Source organism: Streptomyces auratus (assembly GCF_050433025.1).
GTDB classification, from domain to species: Bacteria; Actinomycetota; Actinomycetes; order Streptomycetales; family Streptomycetaceae; genus Streptomyces; species Streptomyces sioyaensis.
In genome coordinates, this window is the sequence record NZ_JBNGCB010000003.1 from 3,339,246 (window position 1) to 3,355,140 (window position 15,895).

Annotated in this window: 9 protein-coding genes and 3 pseudogenes; 5 read left to right on the forward strand and 7 right to left on the reverse strand. The window is 67.1% G+C overall.

Going from position 1 to position 15,895, the window contains the following annotated elements:
• Positions 1 to 31: 31 nt before the first annotated feature.
• The 3 genes and pseudogenes from BKA18_RS34360 to BKA18_RS34370 form a co-directional block, all read right to left on the reverse strand.
• Positions 32 to 238, reverse strand: coding sequence for a hypothetical protein (locus BKA18_RS34360; protein WP_366048621.1), 207 nt, complete (start codon positions 236 to 238; stop codon positions 32 to 34).
• Positions 239 to 925: 687 nt separating this feature from the next.
• Complete coding sequence (locus BKA18_RS34365) at positions 926 to 1,132, reverse strand: hypothetical protein (protein WP_366048634.1); 207 nt, start codon at positions 1,130 to 1,132, stop codon at positions 926 to 928.
• Positions 1,133 to 1,165: 33 nt separating this feature from the next.
• Positions 1,166 to 2,327, reverse strand: a pseudogene (locus BKA18_RS34370) (IS110 family RNA-guided transposase); the annotation flags it as partial.
• 485 nt (positions 2,328 to 2,812) lie between these two features.
• On the opposite strand from BKA18_RS34370, the gene BKA18_RS34375 reads away from it, so the two are divergent.
• Together BKA18_RS34375 and BKA18_RS34380 are read left to right on the forward strand one after the other, a co-directional pair.
• Positions 2,813 to 3,127: a hypothetical protein gene (locus BKA18_RS34375; RefSeq protein ID WP_366048619.1), complete on the forward strand. Its 315-nt coding sequence runs from the start codon at positions 2,813 to 2,815 to the stop codon at positions 3,125 to 3,127.
• Between the two features lie 640 nt (positions 3,128 to 3,767).
• Positions 3,768 to 6,632, forward strand: coding sequence for an ATP-binding protein (locus BKA18_RS34380; protein ID WP_366048618.1), 2,865 nt, complete (start codon positions 3,768 to 3,770; stop codon positions 6,630 to 6,632).
• A gap of 20 nt (positions 6,633 to 6,652) precedes the next feature.
• On the opposite strand, the pseudogene BKA18_RS34385 reads toward BKA18_RS34380, so the two are convergent.
• A pseudogene (locus BKA18_RS34385) lies at positions 6,653 to 7,191 on the reverse strand (transposase); the annotation flags it as partial.
• On the opposite strand from BKA18_RS34385, the gene BKA18_RS34390 reads away from it, so the two are divergent.
• From BKA18_RS34390 to BKA18_RS34400, 3 genes and pseudogenes are all read left to right on the forward strand, one after another.
• Positions 7,085 to 7,666: a hypothetical protein gene (locus BKA18_RS34390; RefSeq protein WP_366048633.1), complete on the forward strand. Its 582-nt coding sequence runs from the start codon at positions 7,085 to 7,087 to the stop codon at positions 7,664 to 7,666. The pseudogene BKA18_RS34385 and the gene BKA18_RS34390 sit on opposite strands and share 107 nt — an antisense overlap.
• A gap of 1,032 nt (positions 7,667 to 8,698) precedes the next feature.
• Positions 8,699 to 8,836 (forward strand): annotated as a pseudogene (locus BKA18_RS34395) (alanine--tRNA ligase-related protein); the annotation flags it as partial.
• 263 nt (positions 8,837 to 9,099) lie between these two features.
• Positions 9,100 to 11,415 carry an ATP-binding protein gene (locus BKA18_RS34400; RefSeq protein ID WP_429638737.1) on the forward strand — a complete coding sequence of 772 codons (2,316 nt, stop codon included), beginning with the start codon at positions 9,100 to 9,102 and terminating at the stop codon, positions 11,413 to 11,415.
• Positions 11,416 to 11,745: 330 nt separating this feature from the next.
• Here BKA18_RS34400 and BKA18_RS34405 read toward each other — a convergent pair whose 3' ends face one another.
• The 3 genes from BKA18_RS34405 to BKA18_RS34415 form a co-directional block, all read right to left on the reverse strand.
• Positions 11,746 to 12,870 (reverse strand): RICIN domain-containing protein, encoded by a 1,125-nt coding sequence (locus tag BKA18_RS34405; RefSeq protein ID WP_366048616.1) that lies wholly within the window; start codon positions 12,868 to 12,870, stop codon positions 11,746 to 11,748.
• Between the two features lie 1,413 nt (positions 12,871 to 14,283).
• Complete coding sequence (locus BKA18_RS34410; protein ID WP_366048614.1) at positions 14,284 to 15,015, reverse strand: transposase; 732 nt, start codon at positions 15,013 to 15,015, stop codon at positions 14,284 to 14,286.
• Between the two features lie 172 nt (positions 15,016 to 15,187).
• Complete coding sequence (locus BKA18_RS34415) at positions 15,188 to 15,739, reverse strand: tyrosine-type recombinase/integrase (RefSeq protein ID WP_366048613.1); 552 nt, start codon at positions 15,737 to 15,739, stop codon at positions 15,188 to 15,190.
• Between the last annotated feature and the right edge of the window lie 156 nt (positions 15,740 to 15,895).

The following is a 15,895-nucleotide window of genomic DNA, read 5'->3' on the forward strand; positions in this document are numbered from 1 at the left end:
ACTGCCGCCCAGAAGTAGGCGAACTGGCTGGTCAGCTGAGCGAGCGGCGAACGAGCACCGCTTCGCCGACTTGAAGAACCGGCGGGTGCTCACCAAAATCCGCATGAACGCCCACCATGTGGCCACGCTCCTGCGTGCCCTCCTCGTGCTGACGAACGCCGAGATCCAGCGTCGGCCCGCTACCGATCACGACCAAAACCAGCGCGAGCACCCCAGCCACGACCCACGCCAGCCCCATGACCTACAACTTCAAGATGGACGAGGCTCAATTGTCGCCGGAACGACAGCACTCGCCCTACGCCTGCGACGCACCGTGCACTGATCCAGCCATGAGGCCCGCCGAGCCGGGGCCCACCACACCGGCCCGGCCGAGGCCCCCGTTGCGTTCGCACAGACCAGACCCCGGCTGCACTGTGACCCCCCCTGCCGTTAAACAGGGCTCGGCCCAGACGTGCTGCGGGACCATCGGATGACGTGGGAGTGGTTCATTCGTGAGAACAGGGCCTGGTGGCGGTTCGGAAGGTGTTGAAGTCTCGCCGCACGCCAGGAGGCCCTGCTTGTCGCAGGTGTACGCGGTTGAGGTCCCGGGGTTCAATGCCCCCGTCGCGTCGTGCGATTGCCTCGCGCACGTGTTCGGCGTCCGCCTGAGTCATCAGTGCGGTGAAAACTCGCTCCCACGTGCCGTCCAGGGCCCACATCCGCACCCGGTTGTCGACGCCTCGCCAGTTGCCGTCCTTCTCCGGCAGATGCACCCACTGCGTCCGGTCTGGACATTGAAGGCGATCGCGTCGGTCACCTCCCGGTGATCACGGAAGCGTCCACCCCGCTTCGGCGTCCGGTCCGAGAGCAATGGCTCGATTCGCGCCCACTGGACATCAGTTGACGGCATACCCAGGCCAACGACGGACTGATCCAACAAAACTGCCTAGTGCTTCCTGGTGAAGCTCCTGGCGTCGACCTCGGTGAGGATATCGAGCTTGACGAGGCGTTTCAGCTTGGCGCGGGCGCCTTCGATGTTCTTCGGCAGCAGCTCGTGGACGAGAGCTTCACAGACGTCAGGGGCCTGGAGGAGGCCGGTGGCCTTGTTGAAGACGGTGAGGACGCGGGGGGGTGCCCTTATGGGTTTGGTCAAGCTGGGATGGCTGGTCGTGACTCGTAGAAGGTGCAGCATCGCGAAGAGGACGTCGACGCGTCGTCTAGCGAGGCAGAGGATGGCTTGGGTGTGGTGCTTTCCCTGGGCGATCTCCTGTCGTAGTAGCCCTGGAAGCGGGATCTGCCAGGGACGCGAACGCGGCGAGGAAGAAGGCTCTCTTGAGCTGTTTGTTGCCTCGCCGGGCCGGATGTTCACCGCGGATCGAGGAACCGGAACTTCTGGTCACGGGGGCAAGTCCGGCGTATGCGGCCAGGTGGGCGGCGGTGGGAAAGGTGCTGCCGTCGCCGACGTCGATCAGGGTGCGGGCTCCGGTCCTGACCCCGATGCCGGGCATCGAGATCAGGACCTTGGAAAGAGGGTGGGCCTCCAGCAGCTCCTCGATCCGCTTCTCGATGAGCTTGCGCTGGTCGAGGACGGCCCTCAGGGAGCCGGCCAGGCTCGGGATGATCAGGGCGGCCGCGTCGGTGCCGGGGACGATGACGGTCTGCTCGTCCAGGGCGGTGAAGATGTCGCCGACCAGGCGTTCGGCCATGCGTGGGGCCTTCGGGCGGGCGAGGCTGATCAGCCGGCGGCGTCCGGCCTTCCTCAACTCGGCTGGGGATCCGAAGCGTTCGAGCATGGTCAGGACCGCGGGATGGTCCAGCCTGGGGCCCAGGACCCGTTCCAGCGAGGGATGGATCTGGGTCAGCAGGCCGCGCATCCGGTTGCTGATGCGGGTCGCCTCCCCTGCGAGGTCGTCGTCGAAGCCGACGATCATCTCCAGCTCGGCGACGGCCTCGTCGGTTGGCGCGAGGTCGCGCAGGGTGTGGGGCATGGTGCGGGCGGCGTCGGCGATGATCGCGGCGTCGCGGGCGTCCGTCTTGGCCTCGCCGGGGTAGAGGTCGGCGATCCGCCGCATCGTCAGGCCGGGCAGGTAGGCGACGCGGCATCCGGTGTCACGGGCCACGGCCAGGGGCAGGGCCCCGATGGAAGCGGGCTGGTCGACCACGACGAGTACGGTCCCGTGCTTGGCCTGGAGCTTGGTGAACAAGTCTCGCAGCTTCGGTTCGCTGTTGGGCAGCCGCTTGTCGAAGGCCTTCTTCCCGGCCGGCGTCAGGGCGGTGGCGTGGTGTTCACCCTTGCCGACGTCCAGGCCCACGAAGATGTTCACGTGGTCGAGCTCGGTCACGTGCATTCCTCCAGCGAGAGGTTCTGCCCACCCGGCCTCACCTGCGGCACCGATCTCCGGCATCCACGTTATGAAGAGCCTGCCGACACTGCGGCGGTCCTGCCCTTATCAGCGGTCTACCGGTGCCCCAGGGCCCGGTGACACCACCCCCCAGATCATGTGGTTCAACAGGGGGGAGAAGTCATGCCGGGCCCGGAGGCCGGGAGCACCGTTGCGGGGCTGTGGAGAAGATAACGGGGGAGTCCGGGTGCTCGGGCAGGTCGGGCGCGGAGGTCTGAGCCGGGGGCTCGTCCGTGCGAGCGGTGATGGTCTTGCGGGATCGCGAGGTGTTCGAGAGGGGGCGCGGCCTCCCCCCAGCCGGCCCTGCAGTTCCTCGATCTGCGTGCGGAGGTTGTCGGCCCGGCCCGGGCGGCGTCTTCCTGGATGTCGAGCGGGTCGAGCAGGGGCTGAAAGGTCCGTACGACAAGATCCCCTACCAGCCCGTTCGGGACATGATCCGGAAGGACCCACCGCACACCGTGGTCGCCAATAACGACCACCGCAAATCGCTCCAGACGTCGGACGTCCTCGTCTATGCGGTCCCGGTCGACGGCATGCCCCCTGCCACCAACTCCAGCCCCGTCGATGCCAGCGACACGTTGGACACGAAAAGCACGTGGTTCAACACCACCTCGACCGGTGACCCGCGGCCCGCGAACGACATTGTCGACAACGTCCACAAGGCCAACGCCGGCAACGGTCTCTACCTGCTCAACGTGGGCCCGACCGCACCGGCCGCATACCGCAGAACTATGTCGACCGGTTGAAGGAGATCGGCTCCTCGTCATGTCCGCCGTGGTGTACGTCGGCCGCTGAACGAGGCTGACGTGCGCCACGGCTGGGCGTCACGGAGGAGTTCCGAACGGGACCGTTCAATGAACGACCTCGTTCCCGACCAGTGGTACCGGCATGTGCTGACGCGGTACGGACTGAAGGTGCAGTGATCGTTACTCGCCGAACTCCGCAGGACGAACGCCCTCGACTTCGCCCGGGTGGCGGTCTATGGCTCCCATATCCGGGCGTTAAAAGAGGGCGCCAAGAACGGGCGAAGCCCCGTCGATCGGGGCAGGGCGGGCCGTCGGCGCATGACGAGCAAGATTGTTACGCGCCCATGATGCGGTCATCCAGAACTCATTACGTAACCAACCGAGGCTGGTGGCATGGAGTGAGAAGATCTTGCGTCGACGTGATGGCCGAACCCACCCAGGGGCAGCCCTCGGCCTCCCACGATCGCGCTTGTTGCGCACTGATGCCAGCGGATCGAGCTGGTCGGGCCGTGGTGGCTTCACTTCTCCTCAAGGATCAGACGGCAAGGGCAAGGGCTAGGGCAAGGGCTAGGGCAAGGGCAAGGGCAAGGGCTAGGGCAAGGGCTAGGGCAAGGGCAAGGGCAAGGGCAAGGGCAAGGGCATGGAACTTGGCGCGAGATGTCTTGTCGGCCGTGCGGCCGAGACGACGGAACTGAGCAGGCTGGCGGCCTTGGCAGTGGCAGGAACGGGGCAGTCGGCGTTCGTCATCGGTGAGGCAGGGCTGGGCAAAACCGCCCTGCTGGAGGTGGCTGCGGAGAACACGGAGCGGCTGGGAATGCGGACGCTGAGCGGGGCAGCGCAGGAGGAGGCGCGGCAGCGGCCCTTCGCCGCGATCGCTGCTTGCCTGGGGGTGGACGGGACGTCAGCCGATGACCGCCGACGGAGTGTCGCCGAAACCCTTCAGGGTCGCGGACGGCGCGGAATGCCGGGTGCGATGGCTGGCGGGGTTGTCGAGGCGGACTTCGCCTGTGTCGAAGCGCTGTTGAGCCTGATCGATGACTTGTGTGCGAACCAGCCCGTGGCGCTCTTCCTCGATGACCTGCAGTGTGCGGACACAGCAAGCCTGCATGTGGTGCACAGGCTGATGCGCTCGGTGCACCAGATGCCGCTCCTCCTGGTCGGGGCCTACCAGTCGGGCTTGAACAGCGAGGCCAACCGGCTCGCACGCGGCGTGAGTCTGGGGCGCCCCACCGTGCTGGAGCTGGCGCCGCTGAGCCCGCCCTCCGTGACGGCCCTGCTGAGGGGGTTGTGCGGCGGTGTGCCCGGTCCGCGGCTACGGGCCATGGCCGGCCGAACGGGGGGAAACCCGTTGTACATCACGGAATTGGCCGCTGCCCTGCAGCGCGAGGGAGCGATCGAGGTACACGACGAGACAGCGGAGTCCACCGCCGACTTCCCCCTGCCGCCGCTGACGAAGGTGATCACCCACCGGCTGAGCTACCTTCGGGACGATGTACTGCAGGCGCTCCGCGTCGCCGCTGTGCTACGAGGCAGCTGCACGGTCACCGATCTCGCTACGGTCCTGGGCAGGCCGACACACGAACTGCTCAGGATCGTCACCGAAGCTGAAGCCTTCGGCGTTCTGCGCGATGTCGGTGACCGACTGGTCTTCCGCCATGACCTGGTCCGGCATGCCCTGTACGACGCCGTGCCGGGCTCGACCCGCGCCTTGCTGCACCTGAGGGCGGCACAGTCCCTTGACGGGGCCGGGGCAGCACCCGAGCACGTTGCCGAGCACCTGCTCGCCGCCGCACCGGTGGCCGGTGCCTTCCTGGGCTCCTGGCTGGTGGAATCCGCTGCCTCACTCACCGCACGGGCTCCTGCTGTGGCAATCCAGTTGATCGACACGGCCCTGGCGCTGGCCGACCCCGACAAACCACTTCAGGCCAGGCTCCACCTGCACCGTGCCCTCGCCCAGCTCTCCTTGGGTCATCTTGCAGATGCCGAGGAAACCGCAAGATGTGCATTGCTCAAGGCGGATATCCCTGAGGGGGAGGGGCCCCTGCGCTGGATCATTGTGCAGGCCGCGTTCACCCGCGGCCGGCCTGATCTGGCGCTGGCCGAAGCCCGAGCCGCGTCCGGCAGCAAGGGCGTTCCGGTGACCGAGGCGACCCGGTTTCAGGCCTTCAGTGCGGTGTGCCTGTTGTCCCTGGGCAAGTTGCGGGAGGCTGGGGAGGTTGCGGAGTCCGCGCGGCGCGCAGCGGACGGCGACGGCCCGGCTCTGGCCGATGCCCTGCACGTCCTGGCCGCCAAACAGTTCCTCGAAGCACCCGGAGACGAAGCGCTGGAGTTGGCCCGGCAGGCAACCCGGTTCACCTCGCAGCCATGCCGTCCCACACAGGGGATCGAGCTACAACTCTCTCTGGCCAACAGCTATATCGAGCTCGACCGCAGTCCCGATGCGCAGCGCACCCTTATGGCTGTCCACGACGCGGCGGAGCGGACCGGAGGGATATTCCTGCCTTGGTACCACCTCACCGGTGCCCTCCTGGCCTTCCATACCGGCCGCTGGGACGATGCCCTCGCCGAAGTCGAGGCCGGACTCGATCCGGGTGAACACTTCGCCATGAGCCGGGCCCTGCGAGCGGTGGCAGCCCAAATCGCCGTGCACCGCGGGCAGAGAACCGATGCCACGGCTCACCTGACCGCAATATCCGCAGCATTCGACAGCGGAACGCTCGGCTGGTTCTACGAATACTTGCCTCTGTGCGCCGATGCCCTCGCGCACGAAGCCCTAGGCGATACCGAGTACGCCTACTGCCGGCTTGGCCATGCCTTCGATCACGGCAATGGCTCCCTCCCCAGCCGCCACATCCTCAGCTTCCTGACACCCGACCTCGTCCGTCTCGCCCTAGATCAGGAAGACACGGCAAACGCACGCCGCTACGCCGCCGCTGCGCGGGCCCGAGCCGACCAGAGCCGAGGGGCGTACCACCTCGGCGATGCCTACCTTTGCCAAGGGCTGCTCGGCCAGGACCCGGACCTGCTGGTGGAAGCAGCTCGCTGCTACCACGAGGCGCCCCGGCCACTGAGCGAGGCACACGCCCTCACCGACGCGGCACAACTCCTGGCCGGCAGCCGGCAGCCGGCCCAGGCCCGCGCCCTGCTCGGCCAAGCCCTGGAGATCTACAACCGTCTGGACGCCAGCTGGGACGCGACCCGCGCCACCACCCGGCTGCGCGCCGCGGACGTCCACTGGGGCACACGGCGGTCGCGCAACACCGTCCGCCACGGCTGGGAGGCTCTCACCGGCACCGAACGTGCCGTCGCCCATCACGTTTCCGACGGCCACTCCAACCCCGAGATCGCCGCCCGGATGTGCGTCTCACGACGCACCATCAGTACCCACGTCTCAAACATTCTCCAAAAGCTGGGAATGGCCTCACGCGTCGAACTCGCCGCCGAAGTCATCCGCCGCAACCACCAGGATCAGCAACGCTCAGGCTCAAGCGCTGGACGCCGGTAGCGACGTGACCGACCTGCACGGCCAACGTCCCACTCGGTGAGGAACACCTGATGGCGCAGGCCCTCGTCTTGGTCGAACAGGGACAGCTGGGCTCCGGGGTGCGGCCGCTCCCGGCGCGCAATGATGCGGGTGCCGGTCGGATGGCCGCCCAGATCGACCATGCCAGTCAGCTCGGCCACCTCGGCTCCCTCTCGCAGGGTCCCGTTCTGGTCCAGGGCGGGATGCCAGAGGCGGTCGGGCATGGCCCGGACAGCTCAGCGGACCGGCTCGGGAATTGCGTATCCGACCGAGAAGAACGTACGAATTCCTCGTTTCCGCAGGTCGTGCACGTGGGCGAGGAAGGCTTTCGTGGATCCGGCACTGTCGGCGCGGACCAGGGTGTCGGTGCCGTGCCGGTGAGCGTCGGGGTCTGCGCGAGCGCCTGGTCGAGCACCGCAATGTGATCGGCGGCAGTGTTGGCTCCGGAATTCCCGGGCCGCAGCCGCCCCGACGCGGCCTCGCCGGTGGTCGCGAGGAAACACAGCAGCGGGTGGAAGCCGATGCCACCCCGCCTCGTCCTGGCCCACGGCGACGCCACCAATGCACAACGCTACGCCTGCGCCGCCCAGCAGCGCGCCGACCACTACCACCTCGGCGATGCTTTCCGACGCCAAGGGCTACCGACCCAAGGCCCTTACCTGCTCCTGGAAGCAGCCCTCTGCTACCGCTCCGCACCACGGCCGCTGAACGAAGCACACTCCTACACCGACGCAGCGCACCTGCTGGCACAACGTCACATGCCTGGCGAGGCACGCGACCTGCTGGAAAGGGCGCTGACGATCTATAACCGCCTGGACGCTGCCTGGGACTCGGTCCGCGCCACCTCCCGCCTGCGTGCCGTAGCCGTGCGTCAGACCGTGCGACGACCCTCCGGCAGCGCCCGAAATGGCTGGGAGGCACTGACGAACACCGAATGCGTCGTCGCCGACCATGTCGCGGCCGGCCACCCCAACCCCGAGATCGCGGCCCGTATGGGCATCTCTGCGACGCACTGAGGTATCCCGCCTTTGCGAGCGCCGTGAGGCAACGATGCGGATCACAGCGGGGACAGGGCGGGCCCACCCCGCAGTCCGGCCGGCGGCCGGGGCTCGCCGAGGGCGGAACGAACGCGTATGACGGGTAAACGGGCTTGACCCGAATGGCAGCCCGGCAGGGCATCGCCCGCTCCATCGAATTCTGGTGCAACGGCAAACGTCTTCACTCGGCGCCGGGTTACCGCCGCTGCGCGAAGCCCACGCCGAGTCCCAGAAGTCGCGAATCGTCGCGTGAACCAACGTCAGACGCCTGACCGAGAACCACAAAGTCGCTTTTTCCGTCAGATGACGGATGTATCGCCTGCCATATGAACATACGTTGACGGCTACGCGGGTTGGGCAAGGATCGCCCCACAGGAGGTGCTGCTCAGGCACCGAGCAAGTATTCGCCCTGGCCCGGCACTTGACAGGCCCATCGTTGCTCGCTGGCGATGTGGAAGCGCCAGTAGGTGTAGAAGTCGCCGTTGCTGAACCGGAACGGCGCTTAAGGACGGCTTTAGCCCGCCCAGGCCCCAGCGGGCTCCGGAGACAATGTCGACCGCTTCGGAGAAGGACGGCTCCGCTCTTACGCGAGCGGACGGTGCGGTGGGGCCGGAACAGCGTCGTGATCACTGGAGGCTCGCAATGATCCTGTCCCTGCCGCTCACAGGTGCCTTGCTCCTGTCCGTGGTTGTGCTCCAAAGCATGCGTGTTCAGCGACGTACGGGTGTGCCTACGACTGGAGTGCGACCGGCACCGTCGTACTTTGCAAGGCAGCGCGCACTGCGCGGTGGTTCGCGATGAACACCAGGTCTGAACGTTGTCAGAGTGGCGTCCTGTTTCGCTGGGAGGAGGGTGAGCGCACCGCGGTCAGCACGGCCCGGGCCGTGCTAGGGGCAGCGTTGGCAGCGCTGCGGTTTCCGAAGGGCGACATCGAGGACGCGGTGCTTGTGGTGGGGGAACTCGTTGCCAAGACTGGCTGCCGTACATCGACGGACAGGTAGCGTGCCTCGATTGACCGGGACGCGCTACGGCGCCGACCACCGAGCCGATGTCCGGCTGCGGGTAGTCGCCGACCATGCCCGCACCGCGCTGGTGCTGCTCGCCGACGGCACCGCCCCCGGCAACGAGGGCCGCGGCTACGTCCTGCGAGGCAGCCTCCCTCCTCGGCGTACGCCTCATTGGATACGCCATGCCCTGCACCGCTGTTCTGGTCACCAGTCCCCGGAACAGAAGCGACCCGATCCGTCATTCCCATTACGCGAGCCTGGCGCTCATCACACGCCTGTCCGTGTATCCAGGCGGCGCCGGCCGCCGGATCACCTCCGAACCCGCGCCCGCCGGTGCCCCGCGTGGAAGGCGGGACTGAGATAGTGGCGGGCTCGAAGCGACATTTCGGCAATCTCCCCTCGGAAGTGACGAGCTTCGTCGGGCGGCGGCGCGAGTTGTCGGAGGCACGGCAGTCACTCACGCGGACGCGGCTGTTGACGTTGACCGGTGCGGGCGGGCTCGGCAAATCCCGTCTGGCCCTACGGCTTGCCTCCGAGGTTCAGCGTTCCTTCCCGGACGGAACGTGGGTTGTGGACCTGAGCCCGCTCGAGGACGGCGCGCTCCTCGCGCGGACGGTCCTGACCGCGCTGTGCATCGGCCGTACGTCGACCCTGCCGCCCATGGCCGCACTGATCGCTCACCTCGCGGACAGCCGGTCGCTGTTGGTCCTGGACAACTGCGAGCATCTACTTGATGCGTGTGCCGCGTTGACGAGGGCGTTGCTGGCCGCAGCACCTGACCTGCAGGTGGTGGCGACCAGCCGACAGGCACTCGGAGTCGAGGGCGAGTGCCTGCTGACGGTACCGCCACTGTCGGCACCGGACCCGCAGTGCCCACCGCCGCTGGCCTCCATGGCGCGGTACTACGCGGTGCAGTTGTTCGTTGAGCGAGCTTCAGCCGTGGTCGGCGGGTTCACGCTCACCGAGGAGGATCGCCTGGCGGTTGCCGGTATCTGCCACCGCCTGGACGGCATGCCGCTCGCCATCGAGCTGGCCGCGGCCCGGCTGAGGGTGCTGACCCCTCGGCAGATCCTCTCCTACCTGAACGACCGCTTCGGCCTGCTGGACCGCGGCTGCCGCGTCGCACCGCCACGCCAGCAGACGCTGCGCGCCGCGATCGACTGGAGCTACGACCTGTGCACCCCGCAAGAACAATGTGGATGGGCCCGGTTGTCCGCGTTCGGCGGCGCGTTCGACTTGGAAGCCGCCGAAGCGGTCTGCGTGGGCGACGAACTCGACCGTCGGCAGATCCTCGATGTGGTGTCGCAGTTGGTCGACAAGTCGGTCCTCATCCGGAACGGCGGTCAAGGCACGGTGCGGTACCACATGTTGGAGACGATCCGCCAGTACGGCTGCGCACGCCTGCACCAGGCGGGTGAGGAGACAGTCGTACGTCGCCGCCACCGCGACTACTACCAGCAGTTGGTCGCCCGCGCGGAGTCCGACTGGTTCAGCGCACGCCAGGACGCCTGGCTCGCAACGCTGCGCCGGGAACGCGCCAACATCCGCGCGGCCTTGGAGTTCTGTCTCACCGCTCCCCAGGAGAGCCACACCGGACTGCAGCTTGCCTCCTCCTTGTGGAGCCATGGCCTCATCGCCGGTGGCATGGACGAGGCGCGCCACTGGCTCGGCCAGGCCCTCACCCTGGAAACCGGGCCCAGCACCGCCAGGGTGAAGGCTTTGTGGATGGATGGCTGGCTCGCCTTCCTACGGGGCGACACCGTGGTGGGCAGAGACCGGCTGGCCGAGTGCCAGGCCCTGGCCAGCGGACTGGGCGATGCGGAATCCCTGGCCCACGCCGTGGAGTTCGGCGGACTGGCAGCCCTCTTCGAGAACGACTTCCCCGCGGCCGCCTCCTTGCTGGAGGAAGCCCTCGACCGTCACCGCGCCACCGGGGACCTGTGGGCCCAGTGGACCGCGCTGTTCCTCCTCGCGCTCACCCACTGCCTCACCCGCGACCCGCGCGCCGCCACGATGGCACAGCAGTGCCTCGCTTTGTGCGAAACCCACGACGCGATACTGGCGCGCTCCTACGCACTGTGGCTCCTGGGCTTCCAACACTGGCTCCACGGGGAAAACCTGGAAGCGATCACGCGGCTTCGGGACGGCCTGCGTCTGACTCGTTCCGGCTGCGACCTCCTCGGCTCTGCCCAGTGCCTGGAGATGCTGGCCTGGGCCACAGCGCAGGAAGGAAACAGCGAACACGCCGCCACCCTGCTCGGCGCGGCCCAGACGGCCTGGCAGTCGGTCGGAGCCGCACTTCCCGGGCTCGGCCACCTGCTGCACCACCACACCGAATGCGAAAACCGACTGCGGAACGCTCTCGGCGGCACCGCCTATGACGAGGCCGTACGGGCCGGTATCGAACTCACCCGCAGCCAGGCATACGACTACGCGCTCGACGGCAGTGTCGTCATCGCGGCGAGCAACGGGACATCCGAACCCGCGCACACCCCGCTGACCAGGCGGGAACGACAAGTGGTCGAGTTGCTCGCGCAAGGACTTACCGACCGGCAGATCGCCGCCAAACTGGTGATCTCCCCACGCACCGCGGAAGGCCACGTCCAACGCATGCTCGCCAAGCTCGGCTTCACCTCCCGTACCCAGGCGGCCACTTGGGCCTTGAAGGAGTCCCGGCTATGGAACGATTCCTGCGAAGAGGCGAGCCAACCGGGACGATGACCGCGGGAGTCGTCTTGGCGGCTGCCGGCCCAGGGTCGCCATGGCTTTCGCGCGCAGGCCAGTCGCGACCGGAACCCGCCGGTGGCGGCGAATCTGATCACCGCGTGGGTGAATCCTCGCGGAACGCGGTGAAACCGCGCCCGGTGTTCGAGCCACCGGTCGCGGGCTCCGCCCGGCTGCCGGGGCAGCGCACCGGCCACGGATCGGTGAAGGACACCTCGAACGGGTTGGGCGCCGAGACGGCAGGACGGTGTCCCGGCCCGTATGTACGGGCCGGGACACCTCCGGACGGGGTGCCACCGTCATGTCACTGGTACGACGGACTTCCCTTCACACACGGGTGGCGACGCACTCCGGCTTTTTGTTGTCGCTCGTGCAGAGCAGAAGAGCGCTATCCTTGTCGTCGGTGCCCTTTACGGCCGGAACGGTTGCCGTGCCGTCGCCCGACCACTTCTCGCCCAGGTCGTTGGTGAACGTCCACTTGCCCGTGACCGTCTTCATCAGCTGGCCCCGGATCGCCCAACTGTACTGATTTGGGTTCACGGTGATCGTGTTCGTGTCGCTCACCGTGGACGACTGCTGCCAGGAGTGGCTGTAGTGGGCACTGATGGCTTGACTGACCTTGACAGCGACCATCTTGACGTCGAACCCCTGTTCGGAGCTGATGGTGATGGATCCACCCACCATGTCCGTCTCGGAAATGGTCTGCGACCAGGCGATCGCCCGATTTGCCGGGGTGGTGCTGTAGTTGAAGACCTTGTCGCTGACGCTCTTATAGGGCGCGATCGTTGCCGTGCTGTCACTTTCGACCTTGTAGTCGCATGACTTGACGATGTTGGACTGGCTGCTGCACTGCTTCAGGGCGTACTCGGCGGCCAGATCGGCGACGGTCGGACCGGTGCCGCCGGGCTGGGCCGGGCTCAAGTGCCAGATCTGCTTCTTATTCCCCTGACCGCAGTCCCCGAGCCCGACCTTGCCGATGACGGGGCTCTGTAGCTCGCGGACGTCCATGCACTTGTTGTTGGTGACGTTCCGGATCCGGTATCCGTCGCCGCCATTCCCCTGCAGGTACCAGTTCTGCTTGCCGTTGCTCGTGTCGCAGGAGGACCGCGTAAGGTTGTCGTCGTTGTTGACATCGACGCACTCCCCGTTGTACTCCGAGCGGATCGCGAAACTTCCGTCGCGGTTCGGCAGCAAGCTCCAGTTATGGGGCACCGCCTTGTCGAGGACGCGCAATTCGGTCATTTCCGTAAAAAAGGCCAATTCCATCGGCCCGCCGGCGGCCTGCGGCTCGGACGGCGAAATAGACAGGCGCGAGGTGGCGGTCTCACCATCCGCGTACGCCGTTCCTGTGGCGAGTGGTGATGCCCCGACGGCGAGTGACACAAGGGCCAGCGTGACGAGTGCGGCACTCCCGCGTCGCCATGCCCTGGGTGATCGCGGCTGAACGATCATGGTGTGTTTTCCCTTCGTGTGTCTTGCTCTGAGGCCGACGTGCTGACTGGCGCCAAGGCAACCTCATCAACTCGCCTTGGTCGCCCAGAAGACGGATCAACCGACTGGCCCCCTTCCCCTGGCTTTGCCATGCGGCGCGCGCATTGAGGTTGGAGGACAAACGGCCAGGTCCCTGGGCAGACGCATATCGGCCGGGCACAACGATCGCCGCGGCGGGCCCGCTTGTGAAAGCGTAGAACTACGCATCCGCTACGTGCTTCATCGGGAACGGATGTCGATGCGTGGGGACTTGTAGCGCGGCGGTTGCGGTCCGCGAAGCAGACCCCAGACGTCCAATAACCCATTTGAGCTGCGCCGAGTCTCGTAGAGGCCGGGTTGTGTGATTCAGGCGGCGGTCGGGGTGTTCAACGGACGGTAGTACATGGCTTCGAATCCGGAGAGTGGGCGGGTACTCTCCACGCCCCGACGCCGGGACTCCGCGCCGTCCGGCGGCAATCGATCTGTCGTGCATGTCGACACCTTCACCCAGCCCGAAGCTCTGGCCCATCTACAGGATCGCCTTACTGCTGAAGATGCGGCCACCTTGATGGATGAGCAGGTGGTCCCGTTTATTGAAGAGCTCGGGCGACTTCCCTGGGCGCTACCCCAATGCTGCTGCCTACGTCGTCAATGAGGCTGTGTCCGCACGGAATAGCTGCGCCGAGTGATCGACCAGGAATCTCGGCTGGACCTGCTGCTGGCACGTCAGGCGGACACCGAGGGATACGGCCGGCCAGTAGCCGCAGCCTTGTTGCTTTCGCTCAGCGTTGCCAACTCGTCCCATCCTGTCGGACTTGCCGTCCCGGCACTCCGCCTCGCTGCGTTCCTCGATCCTGCTGGCCACCCCAGGTGGCTATGGGGCACCACGGTCCTTGCCACGTAATTGACCGAACACCGTCCAGAGACATCCGACCCCCGTCTGACGGTGACTGTGGATGACACGCAGGCGGTGCTGAGGCAGCTCCATCGATACGGACTGCTCACCGATGACTCCGATGGTGACCCTCATCTCGTACATCTGCACGCACTGACCGCCCGAGCCACCCGGGCGGCCATTTCGGCTCCAGGGCTGGTGGGGATCGTGACAGCTGCTGCGTACGCAGTGCTTGGGCTCTGGCCGGAGGAAGACCACAACGCCCCGATCGAGCATGGGGCCAGGGGCTCCGCAGACGGTGGCGGGTGGAGTTGACCGGCAGCGGTCCGGTGACCGTGACCTGGTGTTCGCGGGCTGCCTGTTCAGATGGACCAGGGAGGTGTATCCACCGTCGACCAGATGCTCGGCGGGCAGCAGCCCGCGCTGCTTCAGCCGGGTGTGGATCCCGGGCAGAGCCTTCGCCTCGTAGTTGGTGGCGCCGGTGGTGGCCACATCTGTGATCACGTTGACGCCATCGGGATCACAGGTCTCGGTGAGATGTGCGACGAACCCTTTCCAACGGGTGACACGTCCGCGGCGCGCGTAGCGGACCGTCGGGTCATAGGGCGAGACGACTGCGATGGCCGAGGGCGGCAGCCCCCGTCCTCGGCGGTGCGCCAGCGCAGGCTGCCGGCCCCGTCGCGGTAGTGGTTCTGCACCATAATCTGCAGAAGGGCCTGGCCCCGGGGACCGGACAGGCGATCCGCCCCATGCTCCCCGACGTGCTCCAGCAGTCGGACGGCGTCGCCGCCTGTGGCGAGGATCCTGGTCTTGGGGCGGGTGGGGTTCTTGCCCAGACGGACCGGACGGCCGTAGTAGCGCCCCTCTCCTCGTCCGACAGGCGGCAAGCAGGTGCGGAGCTGTGCCGGCCAGCTCTTCCAGCGCGGCGCGGACGGCTCGGTGACCAGTTCCAGCCGGGTCAGGTCGTGCACCGCGGCCAGGACATGGGTGGAGTCCGTGCGCTGGGTGGTGCGCTCGCGGACGAGACCGGCCTCCTTCAGGCGAGCGAGCGCGAGGTTGAGGAGACGGTCGGCTCGGCCGCCCTCGGTGAGACGCTCGCGGAAGTCGGCCAGCACACTGTGGTGGAAGCCGGGATCGCCCAGTTCCATGGCCAGCGCGTACTTGAAATCGATGCGGCAGCGAACCGCCTCGGTAGCCTGCCGGTCCGACAGACCGAGCAGGAACTGCAGCACGCAGACGGTGGCCAGCTGGGCGGGTGAGAGCCCCGGGCGGCCGTCGCGCGGCTACCAGTCGGCGAAGTCCTCGTCCCGCCGCAGCCCGCCCAGGTGGTCTCTCACCCACATCGCCGTTGTACCGCCCGGGCTGCTCGCTCACGCCATCTGCACGGTCAGAGAAGGGACTTGCTCACCAGCACGGGCGTGGAGCGACAATGGGCACCTCGACAACTGCATCGGTTCTTGAACAGAGCCGAGCATGCCCGTTGATCATGCTGCCCCGCCCGCCGGGCACCCTCAAGATCCCCGACAGAGTCAGCGTCCTCCTAGTCCGGGGCGTTTGCGTGCGCGGTGCGTGAGCTGATGGGGCACCAGAGCCGTGCTCAGCCACGGATTTTCCGGCACCTTTTGTCACGGCTTCGGGTTCGGTTCCGGGTTCTTCATTCGCTTCGAGGTCCGTCACGGTCTCGGTGGTCGGCTCCATCGGGCGTGCGCGGGGGACGAGGCGGGCGGCGGCTTCGGCGATTGCCCGGTCGGTCTCCGGCAGCAAGCTCGTGTAGGTATCTGCCGTGATCGCGATCGAGGAGTGGCCGAGCATCTCCTGGATGTCCTTGAGGTCGGCCTCCGCCGCGTGCGCGGGAGTTGCTGCACCGTGACGCAGATCATGGAGCCGGATCGGCGGGAGGCCGATCTCCTCGCACGGCTCGATGAAGCGGCGGGTGACGTTGGCGGGGTGGAGCATCTCGCCGTTCTCCTTGGTGCAGACGCGTCCGCTCTCCACCCACGCGCTGCCCCACTCCTCGCGGTCCTTGTCCTGCTGGGCCCGGTGCCGCGCAGCAGGAGCAGGGCCGTCACCGCCCCGATGAGCATCTCGTACAGCGCACCTCATCGTGGACCC

Bases quoted from the DNA above. Each gene is read 5' to 3' on its own strand.
- BKA18_RS34360 (WP_366048621.1), bottom strand. From the start codon at position 238: ATGGGGCTGGCGTGGGTCGTGGCTGGGGTGCTCGCGCTGGTTTTGGTC.
- BKA18_RS34375 (WP_366048619.1), top strand. From the start codon at position 2,813: ATGATCCGGAAGGACCCACCGCACACCGTGGTCGCCAATAACGACCAC.
- BKA18_RS34380 (WP_366048618.1), top strand. From the start codon at position 3,768: ATGGAACTTGGCGCGAGATGTCTTGTCGGCCGTGCGGCCGAGACGACG.
- BKA18_RS34405 (WP_366048616.1), bottom strand. From the start codon at position 12,870: ATGATCGTTCAGCCGCGATCACCCAGGGCATGGCGACGCGGGAGTGCC.
- BKA18_RS34415 (WP_366048613.1), bottom strand. From the start codon at position 15,739: ATGCTCCACCCCGCCAACGTCACCCGCCGCTTCATCGAGCCGTGCGAG.